This is a genomic window from Methanohalophilus sp. RSK (assembly GCF_003722075.1).
GTDB lineage: Archaea > Halobacteriota > Methanosarcinia > Methanosarcinales > Methanosarcinaceae > Methanohalophilus.
Genome location: NZ_RDSK01000014.1, coordinates 52,471 through 70,013, shown reverse-complemented (window position 1 = coordinate 70,013; position 17,543 = coordinate 52,471). Strand labels below are relative to the sequence as shown.

The 17,543-nt window shown below is 43.4% G+C and carries 18 protein-coding genes; 9 read left to right on the top strand and 9 right to left on the bottom strand.

What is annotated here, in order from left to right; all coding sequences use genetic code 11:
• Position 1: 1 nt before the first annotated feature.
• Complete coding sequence (locus tag EFE42_RS07460; protein WP_233564773.1) at positions 2 to 955, bottom strand: mechanosensitive ion channel family protein; 954 nt, start codon at positions 953 to 955, stop codon at positions 2 to 4.
• 217 nt (positions 956 to 1,172) lie between these two features.
• On the opposite strand from EFE42_RS07460, the gene EFE42_RS07455 reads away from it, so the two are divergent.
• The 6 genes from EFE42_RS07455 to ahbC all read left to right on the top strand — a co-directional run bounded on the left by EFE42_RS07455 (position 1,173) and on the right by ahbC (position 8,043).
• Positions 1,173 to 3,362 (top strand): ATP-dependent DNA helicase, encoded by a 2,190-nt coding sequence (locus EFE42_RS07455; RefSeq protein ID WP_123136653.1) that lies wholly within the window; start codon positions 1,173 to 1,175, stop codon positions 3,360 to 3,362.
• A 42-nt stretch (positions 3,363 to 3,404) separates the two neighbouring features.
• Positions 3,405 to 4,691 (top strand): histidinol dehydrogenase, encoded by a 1,287-nt coding sequence (hisD, locus tag EFE42_RS07450; protein ID WP_123136652.1) that lies wholly within the window; start codon positions 3,405 to 3,407, stop codon positions 4,689 to 4,691.
• Positions 4,692 to 4,777: 86 nt separating this feature from the next.
• Positions 4,778 to 5,176 (top strand): DUF1699 family protein, encoded by a 399-nt coding sequence (locus EFE42_RS07445; RefSeq protein ID WP_123136651.1) that lies wholly within the window; start codon positions 4,778 to 4,780, stop codon positions 5,174 to 5,176.
• A 105-nt stretch (positions 5,177 to 5,281) separates the two neighbouring features.
• Positions 5,282 to 6,046 (top strand): uroporphyrinogen-III C-methyltransferase, encoded by a 765-nt coding sequence (cobA, locus tag EFE42_RS07440; RefSeq protein WP_123136650.1) that lies wholly within the window; start codon positions 5,282 to 5,284, stop codon positions 6,044 to 6,046.
• A gap of 1 nt (position 6,047) precedes the next feature.
• Positions 6,048 to 6,836, top strand: a complete 789-nt coding sequence (locus EFE42_RS07435; protein WP_123136649.1) for a uroporphyrinogen-III synthase — start codon at positions 6,048 to 6,050, stop codon at positions 6,834 to 6,836.
• A gap of 13 nt (positions 6,837 to 6,849) precedes the next feature.
• Positions 6,850 to 8,043, top strand: coding sequence for a 12,18-didecarboxysiroheme deacetylase (gene ahbC / locus EFE42_RS07430; protein WP_123136648.1), 1,194 nt, complete (start codon positions 6,850 to 6,852; stop codon positions 8,041 to 8,043).
• On the opposite strand, the gene EFE42_RS07425 is transcribed toward ahbC, so the two are convergent.
• From EFE42_RS07425 to EFE42_RS07410, 4 genes are read right to left on the bottom strand one after another with little or no spacing between them, the layout of a single operon-like run.
• The gene (locus tag EFE42_RS07425) at positions 8,044 to 8,268 is read right to left on the bottom strand and encodes a DUF2892 domain-containing protein (protein ID WP_123136647.1); all 225 of its coding nucleotides are present in this window, start codon (positions 8,266 to 8,268) and stop codon (positions 8,044 to 8,046) included.
• Between the two features lie 13 nt (positions 8,269 to 8,281).
• Positions 8,282 to 8,641 (bottom strand): carboxymuconolactone decarboxylase family protein, encoded by a 360-nt coding sequence (locus EFE42_RS07420; protein ID WP_123136646.1) that lies wholly within the window; start codon positions 8,639 to 8,641, stop codon positions 8,282 to 8,284.
• Positions 8,642 to 8,655: 14 nt separating this feature from the next.
• A complete protein-coding gene (locus EFE42_RS07415) occupies positions 8,656 to 9,003 on the bottom strand; it encodes a desulfoferrodoxin family protein (RefSeq protein WP_123136645.1) in 348 nt (115 codons plus the stop codon).
• Between the two features lie 21 nt (positions 9,004 to 9,024).
• On the bottom strand, positions 9,025 to 9,540 hold the full coding sequence (locus tag EFE42_RS07410; RefSeq protein WP_123136644.1) for a ferritin: 516 nt from the start codon (positions 9,538 to 9,540) through the stop codon (positions 9,025 to 9,027).
• 259 nt (positions 9,541 to 9,799) lie between these two features.
• Between EFE42_RS07410 and cca the strand changes: the two genes are divergently transcribed.
• Positions 9,800 to 11,137 (top strand): CCA tRNA nucleotidyltransferase, encoded by a 1,338-nt coding sequence (cca, locus tag EFE42_RS07405; protein ID WP_123136643.1) that lies wholly within the window; start codon positions 9,800 to 9,802, stop codon positions 11,135 to 11,137.
• On the opposite strand, the gene EFE42_RS07400 is transcribed toward cca, so the two are convergent.
• From EFE42_RS07400 to iorA, 3 genes are read right to left on the bottom strand one after another with little or no spacing between them, the layout of a single operon-like run.
• Entirely contained in the window at positions 11,134 to 12,045 is a 912-nt protein-coding gene (locus tag EFE42_RS07400; protein WP_370448680.1) for a DNA-3-methyladenine glycosylase, read from the bottom strand. The genes cca and EFE42_RS07400 overlap by 4 nt on opposite strands.
• Positions 11,993 to 12,586, bottom strand: coding sequence for an indolepyruvate oxidoreductase subunit beta (locus tag EFE42_RS07395; RefSeq protein ID WP_123136641.1), 594 nt, complete (start codon positions 12,584 to 12,586; stop codon positions 11,993 to 11,995). The genes EFE42_RS07400 and EFE42_RS07395 overlap by 53 nt, the downstream gene beginning before the upstream one ends.
• The gene (gene iorA / locus EFE42_RS07390; RefSeq protein ID WP_123136640.1) at positions 12,583 to 14,388 is read right to left on the bottom strand and encodes an indolepyruvate ferredoxin oxidoreductase subunit alpha; all 1,806 of its coding nucleotides are present in this window, start codon (positions 14,386 to 14,388) and stop codon (positions 12,583 to 12,585) included. The genes EFE42_RS07395 and iorA overlap by 4 nt, the downstream gene beginning before the upstream one ends.
• 155 nt (positions 14,389 to 14,543) lie before the next feature.
• Between iorA and EFE42_RS07385 the strand changes: the two genes are divergently transcribed.
• Together EFE42_RS07385 and EFE42_RS07380 are read left to right on the top strand one after the other, a co-directional pair.
• A complete protein-coding gene (locus EFE42_RS07385) occupies positions 14,544 to 14,891 on the top strand; it encodes a helix-turn-helix domain-containing protein (protein ID WP_123136639.1) in 348 nt (115 codons plus the stop codon).
• 2 nt (positions 14,892 to 14,893) lie between these two features.
• Entirely contained in the window at positions 14,894 to 15,511 is a 618-nt protein-coding gene (locus tag EFE42_RS07380) for a 4Fe-4S binding protein (RefSeq protein ID WP_123136638.1), read from the top strand.
• Between the two features lie 4 nt (positions 15,512 to 15,515).
• Here EFE42_RS07380 and EFE42_RS07375 read toward each other — a convergent pair whose 3' ends face one another.
• Positions 15,516 to 17,540 carry a thioredoxin domain-containing protein gene (locus EFE42_RS07375; RefSeq protein WP_123136637.1) on the bottom strand — a complete coding sequence of 675 codons (2,025 nt, stop codon included), beginning with the start codon at positions 17,538 to 17,540 and terminating at the stop codon, positions 15,516 to 15,518.
• Positions 17,541 to 17,543 lie beyond the last annotated feature (3 nt).

Sequence of the window (17,543 nt, the reverse complement as noted above, 5' to 3'; positions counted from 1 at the left end):
CTTAATCTTCTTTTTGCCCGAAATAACTGTTTGATTGTTCTGCAATCAGGTCTTTTTTGTAGACCAGTGTCCTGTATGGGAATGGAATCTCTATACCTTCTTGATCGAAACGCTTCTTGATGGCTTCCCTTATCTCACATCCTGTAAGATAAGCAAAACTTCTATCCCGCACCCACACAAATAATTTTAGGTTAACTGCAAAGTCTCCGAGTTCTGTTAGAAGGACAAGAATATCATCATCACTGAACTTTTCATCATATTGACGTAGTTCAGAGAAAGACATCGTCTTATTATGTTTGCGCCCTTCTTCGACCATTATCTTACGGGCAAGATCAATATCTGAATCATAGCTTATACCAATGTCAATCGGCCAGCATACCGTTGGGTCTTCTATAGTCCAATTTATGATTGCTTCGTCACTGATTACATGGTTTGGTATGATAAGCCTGCGGTTATCCCATGTCTTAACGATCGTATGACGCAAAGTGATGTCTGTAATCTTGCCGTAATCATCTCTGACATTAACACGATCTCCTACCCTAAAGGGACGAAATATGGCAAGGGATACACCTGAAATTATATTTGACATTGTACTCTGTGCAGCAAGACCAACAACTATACCCAAAAACCCTGCACCTGCAAAGATAGCAAAAGAAAGGTTTTGAAGCGTCGGAAAACGCATAATTATCAGAACTAAGCCAAATACATAAACAAGAGCTACGGATGTATGCCTGATAATTCGATAAGCAGTTTCATCGACATCCATTCTACGGCTGGCCATTTCAAATTGATGATGGATTAGCCTGTCAACTAATTTTGATGCAACAAGCGTAAGTACAATAACGGAAATTACGAATACAACATCCAGTCCATTCCAGGAATTCCAGAAGTGCCAGGAAGTGTCAGAAAGTACCGTTGTGGAAATATCTGATGTGTTTGCCATTGGACCTACCATATTTACTCTTACTAAAACATCCAATAAATAATAGTGCTTATAATTTAGTTTTTACTATTAAATGTCCAGAGCGAGATTTAGACGATGCTTTTACTTTGAAGCAGAACATCTATTTTCAAAATAAGCTTTATTCCCTTAATAATAAATGCTATTAATTGTATTTGTAACTTTCATCAACAAAAGTGGTATCCAAACTCGCCTTTAGATGTGAAATTTCATGAAAATCGAAGAACTGGACCTACCTTCAGAAGCCATTAACCTATATCTTCAGGCCGGTATAGAAGAACTCTATCCACCCCAGGCAGAAGCTGTAGAAAAAGGACTTCTGCAAGGAGGAAACCTTTTGGCAGCAATTCCCACAGCATCCGGTAAAACCCTGCTTGCGGAAATGGCTATGCTAAAAGCTATCAAAAAGGGAGGCAAGGCCCTCTACATTGTACCACTGCGTGCGCTGGCTTCTGAAAAATATAGGGATTTTAAACGATTTGAAAGCCTGGGAATAAAAACTGCCATATCAACAGGGGATTTTGATTCAAGGGATGAATGGCTCGGTTCCAATGATATAATCGTTGCTACCTCCGAGAAAACTGATTCCCTTTTGCGTAATTCCACACCCTGGATGAAAGATATCACCGCTGTAATCGTTGATGAGGTCCATCTGCTGGACTCAGCAAACAGGGGACCCACACTGGAAGTAACCCTGACAAAACTCAAAAGACTCAATCCTGAGGCACAGGTAGTTGCTCTTTCAGCTACAGTTGGTAATGCGATGGAAATTGCTCAGTGGCTGGAAGCCAAACTCGTATTGAGTGAGTGGAGACCTACGGACTTACATGAGGGGATTTTTTTCGGGGATGCCATCAATTTCAATGAAAGCCAGAAGTTTATCGAAAGACGCCACAAGGAAGACACTGTAAACCTTGTGCTGGACACTGTTATCGAGGGAGGGCAATGTCTTGTCTTTGACAGCAGCCGGCGCAATTGCGTAGGGTTTGCAAAGAAGTGTGCCCCTGTGGCAGGAGAACTTCTCGACAGGCAAAATCGGAATAAATTGGAAGAAGTTGCAAAAGAAGTTCTGGAAAACGGGGAGACTAAACTTACTGAAACCCTTGCCTACTGCATAAAAAAAGGTGTTGCTTTTCATCATGCAGGACTGAATTCCGCTCATCGCAGGATCGTAGAAGATGCTTTCCGGAACAATTTAATAAAGATGATCTGTAGCACACCAACACTGGCCGCCGGGTTGAACCTGCCTGCCCGACGTGTGATCATCCGCAGTTACAAACGTTATGATCCCAATGCAGGGATGCAACCCATTCCTGTGCTTGACTACAAGCAGATGGCCGGCAGGGCAGGCAGACCACATCTGGACCCCTATGGAGAGGCTGTAGTCATAGTGAAAACCTATGAAGAACTCACCGATGTGCTGGAGAGATATATCAACGCTTCCGCAGAAGATATATGGTCCAAACTGGGTACCGAGAATGCACTGCGTACCCACATACTTTCCACTATTGCAAGCGGTTTTGCAAATTGCCACAAGGAGATACTTACCTTTCTCGGTTCCACTTTTTTTGCCCACCAGCAAGAGAGCTGGAATTTCGAGGAACTGCTGGAAGACTGCCTGATATTCCTTAAAAATGAGGGGATGCTTGAACAGGATAATGAGATCATCCGGGCAACCGAACTGGGAAAAATGATATCCTCGCTATATATTGATCCTCTTTCGGCTTCAAAAATCATCCGTGGACTGGAAAAGACAACACATGTCACAGATATGACTTTGTTGCAACTGATTTGCAGTACACCGGATATGCGCCTGCTTTACTTGCGCAACAGGGATTATGAAATAATAAATGATTATGTGATGAATCATACCGAAGATTTTATCGAAGTGCCCAGCCCTTTCAAACAGATAGAATATGAATGGTTTCTTTCAGAGGTCAAGACCGCTCTGTTACTCCTGGAATGGATCAATGAAAAGAGCCTGGAAAAAATTGTTGAGAACTATCGGGTCGGAGAAGGCGACATTTATGCCAGCTCTGATATTGCCGAGTGGCTTATGCATGCCACTTTTAGGATTGCATCCAGAATAAATCCACTACTTGAAAAAGAATGTGCTAAACTTGAAAAAAGGATACATTATGGTGCAGGCAGTGAACTAATGGAATTGGTGGAAATTCCCGATGTAGGCAGGGCAAGAGCACGCAAGCTTTTCAAGAAAGGATATCGCAGCCGTCAGAAACTTGCAACCGCAAATGAAAAGCAACTTGCAGGGATCGTCGGGCCAAAGATCGCCCAAAAAATCCTATCATATCTGGGCAGGGAAACTGACAGCAATGGTTATGTAGAGCCGAAAACATTGGAAAATAAAAAACAACAGAAAACATTTCAGGACTTCATCTGAGATAACTATCTAATACATAATACAAAGACGGAGACTTACCCCATGCTTTATAAGAAAATTAAAGACCTCACCAATGGTGAATTGGATAATCTTATGGAAAGGGCATCAGACCTGATGGCTGTAAGGGATGCAGTTGAAACAATCCTTGAGGATGTAAAAAAGGATGGGGATAATGCCCTGCGTCATTATACTGAAAAATTTGACAAGGCCCGGATTGGTGCCATCGAAGTAACTGAAGACGAAATTAATGAAGCAATGACAAAAATAGATCCATCTTTGCTGAAACATCTGGATAAAGCTGCATCTAACATCAGGAAATTCCATGAAGCACAGTTACCTCGGGACAAATGGTTTGTAGAAATTTTCCCGGGAGTTAAAGCCGGACAGAAAACAGTACCCTTAAGGTCCGTAGGTGCATATGTGCCCGGAGGAAGAGCATCATACCCTTCAACCGCCCTTATGACAATAATCCCGGCCAAAGTTGCAGGAGTGAAGGACGTAGCCATGTGTACTCCTCCCGGGCCCGATGGAAAGGTTAATCCCCTGACACTTGCAGCTGCAAAGGTCGCTGGTGCTGACAGGATATACAGACTAGGTGGTGTGCAGGCTGTCGCAGCTCTTGCCTATGGAACTGAAAGCGTTAAACCCGTAGACAAGATCGTGGGACCGGGAAATGTCTTTGTGACTACGGCAAAGATGCTTATCCGCACACATGCAGAGATAGATTTCCCGGCAGGGCCCAGTGAGATCCTGATAATTGCAGATGAAACTGCAGACCCGGATTTTATCACAGCTGACATGCTGGCACAGGCCGAACATGACCCCAATGCAATCTGTGTATTAACCACTACCTCTGAGGAAATTGCAGTGAATACACAACAACACTTAAGGGAACTTGCAGATACTACACCCAGATCAGAAATAGTGAAAGAAGCCCTGCAAAATGCGGCCATCCTTATAGGTGATTCTCTTGATGAGTGTATTGAATTATCCAATCGTTTCGGACCCGAACATCTTGAGATAGTGACAGCAGATGATGATACAGTCCTGGACAGGATTGATAGTGCCGGATCGATTTTCATAGGAAAATATGCTCCTGTTTCAACCGGTGACTATGCTTCAGGAACAAATCATGTTCTCCCTACAGCAGGATATACAAGACTCTACTCGGGATTAAACATCAATCATTTCCTGAAATATTCCACGATACAGCAGCTGGACAGGAAAGGCTTGCAATCCCTGAGTGATACAATAATCACACTTGCAGAAGAAGAAGGGTTGTACGCTCATGCTGATGCTGTAAGGTTGCGTTTGAAGAAAGGTGAATGATCCTCTCACTCGATAATTATTTAAGAGGTTAGACTTAATAATAATTTATTGAGTTATACATCAAACTTGATATCAGGAGTGAAATCATGAAAATCAGAGTTGTCAGCAAAAGGAATGAAATTGAAACACTCGATGAAGGGGAAAGGGTGATTCATCTGGCTTTCCGTCCGTCCAACAAGGACATATTTGATCTCGTTAAAAGATGTAAGAATGTGGAAGTAATTCAGATACCGTCATCTTACAGGAAAACTGTATCAAAATCCATTGAGATGTTCCTTGAGATGGAAGGAATCAGACTTATAGAGGGAGATGTGTGGGGCCACCGGAAAGACATAAATGAATATTACAGCATCTCACCTTCTGTTAATGAAAGGATAAAGGAATTGAAATCTGAGGGCATGTCAGACGAAGAAGTTGCCCGAAAGATAGAAAGAGAAGGAAAACTCAACAAGGACATTTTATTATATATACTCGATAAACAATGAGTATATTTTTCACTTTTTCTTCCTCCAACTTCTATCCAGTACATATAACCTTTTTAACCAATCAATTCCTTAGTTCCTCAAACAAGTCAATCGAGGATAAATACCATGAATAGCGGCTACGGGAAAGTATATCTTGTTGGTTCCGGTCCCGGAGATCCGGAACTGCTCACAATAAAAGCAAGAAAGTTGATAGACAGCGCAGAGGTCATCGTCTATGACCAGTTGCCAGGAGAAGCAATCCTGCAGAGCATGCCTGAAGAGGCAGAAAAAATAGATGCAGGAAAATATGCAGGCAACCACAAACTGACCCAGACAGAAATCAACGATCTGATAGTGAAAAAGGCAGAAGAAGGAAAAAGTGTCGTTCGATTAAAGGGAGGGGACCCTTATATGTTCGGCAGGGGCGGCGAAGAGGCTGAAAAACTTGTGCAGGCGGGAATCGATTTTGAGGTTGTACCAGGTATCACCTCTGCAATTGCAGTACCTGCTTATGCCGGAATCCCTGTAACCCACAGAGACCACGCATCGATGGTTACATTCATAACCGGCCATGAAGATCCGAACAAAACAAAAACCGGTCTTGATTGGGAAAGCCTGGCCCGATTCCCCGGGACCCTGGTCATATTTATGGGAGTGAAAAGGCTGGAGCAGAATATGAACGCACTGAAAAAATATGGCAAACATCCGACAACTCCGGTAGCAATTATCGAAAAAGGAACCCGCCCCGATCAGAGGATCACCACAGGAAATATTGAGAACATAGCAGAAAAAGCAAAGGAAGCCGGTGTAAAAGCCCCTGCAATAACAGTTGTGGGTGATGTGGTTTCCGTACATGACATCCTGGGTATGCAAAAGGTCTTATGGGGATAATATGGATAAAAAAAAGAATACCATAGCAATAATGAGGCCTCGCAATTACCTTGCAAAATCCCGCGAGATGGCACAATCCATGGGATATGAGGTGTTCGAGGCACCAATGATCGAACTCACTGATATGAAAGACGACATGTTCGATACATTCAAAAACCATGTTCTTTCTGGAAAAAGTGACTATGTGATATTTACCAGTGCCAATGGTATCGACTATACCCTGGACAAGGTAGATGACAGGAATGAATTCATCAATGCCCTGAACAGGACAAAAGTAATAGCCATCGGCCCAAATACCAAAAAAAGGCTGGAAGAACTTGATATTGGAGTTCTTGGTATACCAGGTGTCTACAGCTCAGAAGGATTGGTTGAATATCTGTGTCCTGATGTAAAGGGGAAGATCGTGGATACCGCGCGCAGTGCCTATGGTTCAATATTGCTTATAGAAGGGCTTGAAAGGTGTGGTGCATCGGTTCTGGAAACACAGGTATATACACTCGTGAGGCCCGAAGGAGACAAGCAGAGAGAACTTATCAAAAGGGCGGCAGCCGGGGATATTGCTGTTTTTGCCTTCACAAGTTCCATGATGGTACGCAATTTTTTCAGCCTGGTAGAAGAGATGGGAAAAACCAATGACATAAAGGAAGTAATGAAAAAGTCTATCATTGCTGCAATTGGTACTCCTACGGCAAATACCATTCAGGAATATGGTGTGGAAACAACTATAAAACCCTGCAAGTACACCTTCGATGAAATGCTAAAGACCATTAAAGACGAATACTTTGACTAAAGAAGGTTTAGAAATGATCGGTATTTCAAAACTTTATTGCGGAACTGTTGAACCATCGGATGCCCTGAGATATGGAAGGCATTCCTCCAGATTGCCTTCCCACCTCCTCCAGTTCTCAAAGGACAAGAAACCTGTTGTAGTATGGAATATCACCCGCAAATGTAACCTCAAATGCATTCACTGTTATGCCCGGGCAGAAGATAAGAATTTTGAGGGAGAACTATCCACAGAAGAAGGAAAAAGACTCATTGATGACCTGGCAGAATTCAAAACGCCTGTCATACTTTTTTCCGGAGGGGAACCTCTTGTAAGGAAAGACCTGCCTGAATTGGCCGAGTATGCAGTCTCAAAAGGCCTAAGAGCAGTAATTTCCACAAATGGTACACTAATAGATATGGACATGGCAAAAAAACTAAAGGAAATCGGTCTGTCCTATGTTGGAATATCCATTGACGGTACAGAAGAGACAAATGACAGGTTCCGGGGACAACAGGGGGCATTCAAAAAAGCACTTGAAGGTGTCCACAACTGTATGAAAGCAGGAATCAAGGTTGGCCTGCGTTTTACAATTAATAAGAGTAATTTCCGGGAAATCCCTGCAATATTTGACCTGCTGGAAGAAGAAGGAATTCCACGGATTTGTTTCTATCATCTTGTGTATGCAGGCAGAGGCAGCGACCTCATAAAACAGGACCTGATACATGAAGAAAGCCGGGAAACTGTAGATTTGATTATGGATCGTACAAAACAGCTTTATGAAAAGGGAATTAAACCAGAGGTACTCACCGTGGACAATCATTGTGATGCCCCCTACCTCTACATGAAATTAAAGGACGAAGAACCCGAACGTGCGGCCGAAGTCCTCGATCTTATGAAAATGAACGGAGGCAATTCCACCGGTGTAGGAATTGGTTGTGTTTCCTGGGACGGAACAGTCCACCCCGATCAGTTCTGGCGCCACTACACAATCGGGAATATCAGGAAAAGGCCTTTCAGCGAGATCTGGACAGATCTCAGTGACGATTTACTTGCAGGCCTGAAAGATCGCAAACCTCTATTGAAGGAAAATGCAAAAAGATGTGGCCAGTGCAAGTGGCTGGACATCTGCAATGGGAATTTCCGTGTCCGTGCAGAAGCTGTTTATGGCAATATCTGGGCAGATGACCCGGCCTGTTATCTTACAGATGAAGAGATCGGGCTGGAATAATTATTTTTTTGCGGTATTGATGCCCAGATAATGATAGGGCGTACAGTGCCTTGTCATTGCCGTAAATAATCCGGCCAAAGCCACCAGAGCGACCAGCCAGTTCCAGGGAGAGGTTTCTACCAGGTCCATGGCCAGGGCAATCGTTGCCACCGAACCTATAAGAGCTCTGAGGAAAAGATCAAATCCCCCGACATTTTCCTCGAGCAATATATCTTTGAAAGTCATAGTCTATCGCCTTTCAAAATCCCAATTTATCCATCTGCTTTAATACATGCCTGCTGAAATCAGTGAAATTCTGAATCCCACCTGTCCAGGCAGCGATCATCATACAATCCGTAATCTCAGTACGGGTTGCCCCAAATTTCTTGAGCCTTTCAAGAATTTTCACTGCACTTTCACTGTTATTATTGGAACATGCAATGGAAAAGACAAGAAGGTGTTTCTCCTTCATTGAGAGGCCATCCTCCCTGTCTTCCCAAACAGCAGTATAAAAGGACGCAAGAGCTTCAGAGAAGTCTTCATTTATGTCCTGGGCATACCTTATGGACCTTGGAAGGAAAACCTTGACTTCTTTTACATTATCTGCATTTGTGCCCATGAATTTATCAATCCTTAGAGTTCGATAAGGTTCTGCCACAGGCCATGTACATTGCAATAGGACATAGCAAACACAGCCTTGAAATCGGCAACATTTAATTTAAACCTTGCAAGAGGCTCGGTAAAAGAGGGGCCAAACTCCGCACGTCCAAGGTCCACTACCTGCCCGTTCTCTTTCACACCATACAACTCAAGCCATACAATATGATGCTCAATAGTATTGGGGTGGGCAACTTCCTTTCCCACATGGACCGTCACAAGGTCTTCCACATCTGAACCATGGGACTTGCTGATTGAAATGTCAGGTACATGTTTCTCTTTGCCTTCCGATACTTTTCCTTTAATTAATTCTTCAATATCCACACCAAATCCTCCTTTTACTGATTATTGTCCTTCCTGTGCAGGCGGGGTGAACACTCTTGCCCCGAGTTCCTTGTCAATCATGAACAGACCATTGCCTTCTTCACCGGCAAGCTGGAGTTTGCTGATTATCTCATTATCATTGCCTTCTTCCTCGACCTGTTCGGTGACAAACCACTGCAGGAATATGTTTGTTGCATAGTCCTTCTCTTCATTTGCAAGAGTGACCAGTTCATTGATTGATCTTGTGATGAACTGCTCATGTTCAAGGGTAGCTTTGAACATCTCAAGAGGCGTACCAAATTCCTTTGGTGGCTGCTCTATTGCCTTAAGCTGGATCTGTGCTCCCTGCCCATTCAAGTAATCATATATGCGCATGGCATGAGTCATTTCTTCCTGATACTGCACCATGAACCAGTTCGAAAAGCCGTCAAGTCCTTTACAGGAACTTGCAGCTGACATTGCCATATAAAGATATGCAGAATACATTTCCCTGTTAATTTGCTCATTCAGCGCATCGGTCATCTTTCCACTTAACATATTTACCTCCAAATATCAACTCAAAAAAGACAACGACAGTTAAACTGCACCCACCTGTTCTCCATCTGTCAAACTCCCGTTATCCATAGAAGAGAAGATCGATAGCTATAAATTTTTATCGTTAGACAGTTTTATGATTATTTATATTATTAAATAACAATAAAAGAAACAGTATATAGCTTCAAATAATATATAGCGAAAGACGACTAAAACGCCATACATAACGTAACTAAAAAACACAGAAATAAAAAGGATTTACATGCTGCCTCTTGAACAAAAGGTACTGGAACGTATCAAACCTTCACTGGAAGAAAAAGAAAAACTGGAAAAGACTGCCGATCATCTGATGATAAGAGCGATCCAGATAGCCAAAAAAGAACGTATTACCGATGTGAAGGTCCAGCTGGTAGGCTCAGCTGCTCGCAATACATGGATCACCGGAACACATGATCTTGATATATTCATAAGTTTTGACCCATCCCTTCCACGGGAAAAACTTGAAGAGTATGGTTTGTTCATAGGCCACGAACTCGCAAAAGAAGGGCAATCTTGGGAGGAGGGTTATGCAGAACACCCCTACACCAAAATGAACTATGCCGGCTTTGATGTAGATATCGTCCCCTGCTACCGTGTAACCGATGCTTCCAGAATAATCTCAGCTGTTGACAGGACGCCTTTTCACAATCGTTTCATAAAAGAAAGGATCAAAGATCTTGAGAATGACGTGCTTTTACTCAAACAGTTCATGAAAGCCGGAGGAACATATGGCTCAGAACTGAAAACCCGGGGTTTCTCAGGCTATCTTACTGAACTGCTCATTATCCATTATGGCTCTTTCAAAAACGTGCTTGAAGCCGCATCAGCATGGGAGCCGAATCAGAAAATTGAGTTCCTGAAGCCTACAAAGGAATTTAGCGAGCCTCTTCAGGTGATTGACCCCACAGATGCGGGAAGAAACGTAGCCGCTGCTCTATCCCTGGATAAATTTTGTCTATTTATTGACCTCTGCCGCCAGTACCTGAAAGAACCAAATGAATCTTTTTTTAACGGAAAAGATGCTGCTCCACTGTCCGGTGAACAAGTAATCCAGAGAATGGATAAAAGGGCAAGTTCTTTCGTTGCTCTGAAATTCAAAAGTCCCGATGTCGTGGAAGACATACTGTATCCCCAGCTTTTCAAAATGCAGAAATCTGTGGAAGCATTGCTTGAAAAACACGATTTTCGCCCCATTAAAAGTGGTATATGGGCAGGCAAGGATGTCGTACTTATCATTGAACTGGAAAATTTCCAGATTGCAACGGTCAAAAAACACAGAGGTCCACCGGTATGGGTTAAGCAACATGCTGAGATGTTCAGGGAGAAATACACCGACAGAACAGATGTGTTTGCATTCTACATAGAAGACGGGAAATATGTAGCTGAAGTCCCGCGCAAATATACGACTGTCTCTTCATTACTTGAAAATGAAATTCACAACTGTTCCCTGGGAAAACAGGTTGCAAAGAGCATTAAAGAAGAATATGAAATCCTGTCCGGGAAAAATATCCTGCAAATAAAGGATGCCGATTACAGGGCCTTCCTCAATAAGTTTCTTTAATCCATTCCATTGCCCAGCTTACCTTCAAGCCTGTGCTGATAGAAAAGATACTGCTGGGCATAACCACAGTAAGGTCCAAAATAGGATCGTGCCCACTCAGCCATTCGGGGTTTGGTATAAGGTCCTTCAAAACTGTCGGAATAATAATTTCTGATGACCTTGTCAACATGGGTATCTACGGGAAAAGCTTCCATTTTTCCATAAGAAAAAAGGAGGATACAATCAGCCACCTTATCCCCGATGCCTTCTATATTCATCAATTGCTGTTTGGCCTGAAAATAATCCATATCATACAGCCCGTACAGGTCTAACTCTCCTGATTCTATCATCCTGGCAGCTTTGACAAGCCGGCGTGCCCTGAAACCCAGGCTGCAGTCACAAAGATCCTCACCACAACAATCTGCAAGGGCAGATATTTCAGGGAAGGCATAAATCCCATCTACAATTTCCTCCCCCAGCAGCCGGGACAGTTTCTCGATGGATTTCATTATACGGGGAATATTCGAAGCAGTTGCTATCATATAAGACACAAGGCATTCCCAGAGATCCTGTCTAATCAGGCGCAATCCCCTGTATTTTGATATTGCTTCATGTACGTAAGGGTCATGATCGATTGAGGAAAAGATATAGGGCAGGTCATCATCCAGCCTGAAGTATTTCACAAAAAACTCCACAGGGAGACGGGAATCAATGTAAAGAGTTCCCGTATCCTGTTCATAAAAGATATGTACATAATCTCCCTGTACCACACCGTGCCACCAGTCATCTTCTTTTGACCAGCGAAATACCTGACCACAATCCAGAGTGTGGTCAAGATCAAAACATGAAACCGGTATACTGTACATGGTAATGTTGTTACTGTCTTGTTGTTTCCCTGCCCAGCCGGAATGCCTCAAGATTGGTACCAATGGTCTTTGGGGGCACCATATTCCTTATACATTCCACCAGTGTATCCACGGGGATTGGAAGATAAGAGGAAATTGCCCCGAGCATCACGACATTCAGGGTTTTCATATTCCCGGCCTGTCTGGCAAGGGCCACAGCATCAAAGGCCACAACCCTGTAATCCTTCTCAAGTCTGGCAACTATTTCCTGCGGGTCAGGGTAGGTGCATTGTCCCGATGTAACGGTTATCGGATAAATCGGGGAGGTATTCATCACCACTATTCCATCCTTTGCAACATCATGAATGTAGCGCATTGCCTCTACAGGCTCCAGTGACAGCATACCGTGGGCACTGCCGCAGGGTATAAGAGAACCCAACTCACAACCAAGTCTTACATAGTTCACAACAGAACCACCACGTTGAGCCATCCCGTGGGTTTCTGCTGCCCGGACATCCATCCCTTCAGAAACCGCTGCCTTGCCTATTATATCGGAAACCTTGACAGCACCCTGGCCTCCCACACCGGCTATCACAAGATCAAAATTTGATAAATCGGAAGTCATTTTTTCACCTCCATGATAGCATTGAAAGTGCATATTTCAGCACACAATCCACAACCACTGCACATCGAATTTATGGAGGCTTTTTTGGACACCTCATCAAATTCAATTGCAGGGCAGCCAAATTTCAAGCATTTCCGGCAACCTTTACAGAGATCTGTGTCAACCATGAACGGAGTGTATCGTATACCTCCCCTTGCTGCGGAAATAACACAGGCACGTTTGGCTATCACAACTGAGACTCCTTCATGTGCTTTTGCTCTCTCAAGTACATCCTCTGTGGCGGCCATGTCGTAGGGATCAACCACTTCCACGAATTCAGCACCCATTGCACTGCACAATTTATCAAACGCAACCTCCACGGTTGGTTCACGGGTTGCTGTCTTACCCATACCCGGATTGGGCTGATGACCGGTCATTGCCGTAATCCTGTTATCAAGTATCAGCACAGTGATATCAGATTTATTGTAGATAGCATTCATTAAACTGTTAATCCCGGTGTGGAAAAAGGTAGAATCGCCGATTGTACAGCATATGGGTTTTTCCTCACCGGCATCATAGATTCCCGAAGCAACACTGATACTGGCCCCCATGCAGAGAGTGGTATCAACCGTCCCGTGCTGGATGCCCAGAGTATAACAGCCAATGTCACTGGGAAATACCGTATCTTCACCAAATACTTTTTTCATGACATGGAAAGTACCCCTGTGGGAACAACCCGCACACATTGCAGGCGGTCTTACAGGCAGTTCCATATCCTGCTTTGCAGGTTTACATTCACATGAATCAATTCCAAAGGCTTTAGCGATACCCCCAATGCAAATATCGACATTGAATTCCCCTGTACGGGGAAGAAGGCCATCTGTTTTGCCAAAGATTTCAGTTTCAAACTCTACATCTCTTGCAATTACCTTGCACTGGTCCTCAATAACAGGTTCAAGTTCCTCGATCACAATTACCTGTTCTGTTTTGGCAAGAAGTTGGCGAACACTGTCTTCTGGAATTGGATACGTCCCTATCTTCAAGAAAGAAGCGGTAATACCAAGCCTGTCCAGCGCTTCTTTTGCATAAACCGCAGCTGTTCCACAAGCAATGATACCAACAGTACTTTCTGCTTCTATGGAAAGTTCATTCCAGCCGGAAACTTCAAGCTCGCCGCGAATGTCCTGCTGTATCGAGAGCAGGTGAGGATGTCGTACCCTAGCATTTTTAGGAACCATTACCCAGCGGTCAGGATTCTTTTCAAATTTAACTTCATTCTTTTTTTGCTTGATGGGGGCCAGTTCGATATCCGACTTCCCGTGGGATATACGTGTTGTGGAGCGAAAGATTACCGGTATTTCATATTTTTCAGATAATTCAAAGGCATAAGGAATCATGTCCTTGGCCTGCTGGGAGGTTGATGGCTCAAGGCAGGGAATCTGTGAAAACACGGAATATCTGCGGGAATCCTGCTCATTCTGGGAAGAGTGGCAGGAAGGGTCATCGGCCACTATAATAACCATGCCTCCCTTGACACCCATGTATGCCAGAGTCATCAGAGGGTCAGCAGCTACATTCAGACCTACGTGTTTCATGGTAACCACGGAACGGGCTCCTGCCATAGAGGCACCGGCAGCCACTTCCATTGCAACCTTTTCATTGACGGACCATTCAATATAGAAGTCCCTTTCTTTCATAGAAGCCAGAGTATCCACTATTTCAGAAGAAGGGGTCCCTGGGTAACCGGACACAACATCCACAGCCCCTTCTACAATACCGCGGGCAATGGCAACGTTGCCTAGCATATATTCACGACCGCTCATGGTAATCGCCTGCTAATTCATAATATACATTATTGATAAATATATCTCGTAATACCAGGAGTACTGCTGGTTTTTGGCAACATACAGCAGTTGTTAAAAGCGTTTATATATGCTGTGATTTATAAACAGTACTGTACATTAAAAGAGGTATTGTGATGATAGACTTTGCATGCAAAGAATTTCGTTTAAATGATGTTATCAAATGTGCCCTGAAACTTACAAGAGCCGACATGAAGGTCATCGGGTTATTCTTTGATGCTCCGGATAAATGGGTGAATACCGAAGATATAGCAAATGATACCGGGCTTGACCTATCGACTGTCCAGAGATCCGTTAAAAAATTACATGAAAAAGAAATCCTTGCCAAATCCCAAACAAACCTGGATCGTGGAGGATACACCTATATCTATAAACTGAAGGAAAAAAACGAAATAAAGGAAATTATTATGCAAATTGTACATAAGTGGGTAAACAAAGTCGATAAAGAACTGGAGGCATGGTGAAAATGCTGAAGATTACACGTTATTTGTGGGTACTTGTACTTATTGTTACCCTTGGAGGATTGTGGTATCCATACCTGGGATATGTCATGGCTGTAGTAATGCTAACCCTGATGATCACTGCTGTCTTTCGTGGACGCTGGTTCTGTGGAAACCTCTGCCCGCGTGGAAGTTTCAATGATTTTGTAATGAACAAAATCTCGAGGAAAAGGAATATACCTGGTGTTCTCAGAAGTTTGTGGGTAAGAGTGCCTCTTTTCATTCTGATCATGTCATTGATGATATACAGGGTATCAATTGTATTTGCCACCCGTAATATTTTCGAAAAGATTGGAGTGATATTGGTATCCATGTGTATCGTGACAACTGTGGTAGCAATCCTGCTTGGCGGATTTTATAATACCAGAGCCTGGTGTACGGTATGTCCCATGGGAACTGCACAAAGAATAATCGGAGGAGACCGCTACCAGCTTAAAATGGCACATGAACTTTGTATAGATTGCAAGAAATGCGAAAAAGTTTGCCCCATGCAACTTAAGGTCAGGGATATAGGCAATAATCCCGACTGCATAAAATGTGGCCGGTGTGTAGAAGCCTGTCCAAAAGATGCCCTGTACTTTTAAGCAATCAAAACAACAGGCTTTCTAATTCCCGGGAGTCGTTGACCGGAGGGGTGCAGCTTTGTCCTTTGCAGACATAAGCTGCAGCCTTTCCCTCTTTTACATCCATATCAAACGTATAAGGGGCAATCCTGGCCAGATCTCTGGCAGATTCGGGATTTTTCGATAACAATATTGTTTTGGGAAGATAATTTTTCCTTACAACATCCAGCATTTCCTTAAATCCGATTTTACCAGAATCTGTAACTATTACCACAAGGTTGGACTCTACTCCAAGCATAAGACCGGTTAACATATAACTATAGGCCTGTGGAGAACGCTTCAGCATTCCACCAAAAGCCGACAGGGTTTCCCGGGCTAACTCACGGTAGCGCACATTACCGGTAATATGGAATAACCAGAAGAGATTGTATACAGTCACTGAATTCCCGCTTGGATAGGGGCCATCAAAGACTTTTTTTGTCCTGTGAGGGATGTCAGATACATCTGATGCAGAGAAGAAAAATCCACCCTGCTCTGCGTCATAGAACATGTCAACCATTATATCCACAATTTCAATTGCTGTATCCAGATATTTTGTCTCAAATGTAGCTTCATAAAGTTCGATCAAACCCCATGCAAGAAAAGCATAATCATCCAGAAAGCCATCAATTCCAGAATTGCCTTCATGGAAACGGTGATAAAGCCTTCCATCATACCTGCGCATATAGGAAAGAATAAATGAAGCAGCTTCTTTGGCTTTTTCGAGAGCCGAAATATCCCCGCAAATTCTGGAAGCCATTGAAAGAGCAGCTATTGCAAATCCGTTCCAGTCTGTAAGAATCTTATTATCAAGAGACGGTCTTATCCTTGCACTACGAATGGATAAAAGGTGTGCTTTTATTTCTTTTAATTTTGCATCTGAAGTTTCATTTATATCATATTCATTCCGGCTCAATACTCCTGCATTTTCAGATTCCCTTTCCAGGGGAATAATATCATATAACTGCAGGAAAAAATCACTATTCTCTTTTCCAACAGAGTCCTCGATTTGGCCTCTGGACCATAGATAGAATAAACCTTCCTGACCTTCGCTGTCAGCATCTTCCCCACAATAGAATCCACCCTCTGGATGGTGAAGTACTGTCCCCATATAGGAAATTGTTGAATCAGCCACGGCCCTGTAATGCACATTCCCTGTGGCCTGATAAGCCATGAGATAAACAACCACAAGCATTGCCTGATCATAGAGCATTTTCTCGAAATGGGGAATATTCCAGCTGGCATCTGTAGAATAGCGATGGAAACCTCCACCCAGATGATCGTAAATACCCCCATCTGCCATTGAAGACAGGGTATTTTCTATCATCATGAGGGTCTGAGGTCGTTCATCCGTTTTCCAGCGATTGAGCAAAAAGATAAGAATCGAAGGAGAAGGAAATTTGGGAGCCGGGCCAAAACCTCCATTTCTCCAGTCAAACATACCGAAAAGTGCGGAAAAAGCATCCTCCAGAATGGACAGGGTTATCGGCTCCTTTCCGGCAGGTACATTTTTAATTTCTGAAACCAGCTGAGACGCTTGCTGTCTAATCTCATCCCTTTTATTATCCCAGATATTTGTAACCTGCATCAACAGATCGGACAAACCCATCTGCCCCATTGCCGCTTCTTTTGGTATATAAGTGGCTGCAAAAAAAGGCTTTTTTTCAGGCGTCATAATTATGGTCAGCGGCCAGCCACCACTGCCGTTCATTGCCTGACAGACTTCCATGTAAAACTCATCGACATCCGGCCTCTCTTCCCTGTCTACTTTTACAGGTATGAAATTGGAGTTCAAAAGATTGGCAATTTGTGCATCTTCAAAGGATTCCTCTGCCATTACATGACACCAGTGGCATGTTGAATAACCAATGGAAAGAAAGACCGGGAGGTTTTTCCTTCTTGCCTGCTCAAAAGCTTCTTCTGACCATGGATACCAATCAACAGGATTTGTGGAATGTTGTCTCAGGTAGGGACTGTTTTCCCGGGCAAGTCTGTTGGTATTGGAACTCATGAT

What these genes read in the sequence shown, in the direction of transcription:
- cca (WP_123136643.1), top strand. Translation starts at nt 9,800, where the DNA reads ATGCTGCCTCTTGAACAAAAGGTACTGGAACGTATCAAACCTTCACTG.
- EFE42_RS07425 (WP_123136647.1), bottom strand. Translation starts at nt 8,268, where the DNA reads ATGACTTTCAAAGATATATTGCTCGAGGAAAATGTCGGGGGATTTGAT.
- EFE42_RS07435 (WP_123136649.1), top strand. Translation starts at nt 6,048, where the DNA reads ATGGATAAAAAAAAGAATACCATAGCAATAATGAGGCCTCGCAATTAC.
- EFE42_RS07420 (WP_123136646.1), bottom strand. Translation starts at nt 8,641, where the DNA reads ATGGGCACAAATGCAGATAATGTAAAAGAAGTCAAGGTTTTCCTTCCA.
- iorA (WP_123136640.1), bottom strand. Translation starts at nt 14,388, where the DNA reads ATGAGCGGTCGTGAATATATGCTAGGCAACGTTGCCATTGCCCGCGGT.
- EFE42_RS07455 (WP_123136653.1), top strand. Translation starts at nt 1,173, where the DNA reads ATGAAAATCGAAGAACTGGACCTACCTTCAGAAGCCATTAACCTATAT.
- EFE42_RS07445 (WP_123136651.1), top strand. Translation starts at nt 4,778, where the DNA reads ATGAAAATCAGAGTTGTCAGCAAAAGGAATGAAATTGAAACACTCGAT.
- EFE42_RS07460 (WP_233564773.1), bottom strand. Translation starts at nt 955, where the DNA reads ATGGTAGGTCCAATGGCAAACACATCAGATATTTCCACAACGGTACTT.
- EFE42_RS07375 (WP_123136637.1), bottom strand. Translation starts at nt 17,540, where the DNA reads ATGAGTTCCAATACCAACAGACTTGCCCGGGAAAACAGTCCCTACCTG.
- EFE42_RS07380 (WP_123136638.1), top strand. Translation starts at nt 14,894, where the DNA reads ATGCTGAAGATTACACGTTATTTGTGGGTACTTGTACTTATTGTTACC.
- ahbC (WP_123136648.1), top strand. Translation starts at nt 6,850, where the DNA reads ATGATCGGTATTTCAAAACTTTATTGCGGAACTGTTGAACCATCGGAT.
- hisD (WP_123136652.1), top strand. Translation starts at nt 3,405, where the DNA reads ATGCTTTATAAGAAAATTAAAGACCTCACCAATGGTGAATTGGATAAT.
- cobA (WP_123136650.1), top strand. Translation starts at nt 5,282, where the DNA reads ATGAATAGCGGCTACGGGAAAGTATATCTTGTTGGTTCCGGTCCCGGA.
- EFE42_RS07385 (WP_123136639.1), top strand. Translation starts at nt 14,544, where the DNA reads ATGATAGACTTTGCATGCAAAGAATTTCGTTTAAATGATGTTATCAAA.
- EFE42_RS07395 (WP_123136641.1), bottom strand. Translation starts at nt 12,586, where the DNA reads ATGACTTCCGATTTATCAAATTTTGATCTTGTGATAGCCGGTGTGGGA.
- EFE42_RS07410 (WP_123136644.1), bottom strand. Translation starts at nt 9,540, where the DNA reads ATGTTAAGTGGAAAGATGACCGATGCGCTGAATGAGCAAATTAACAGG.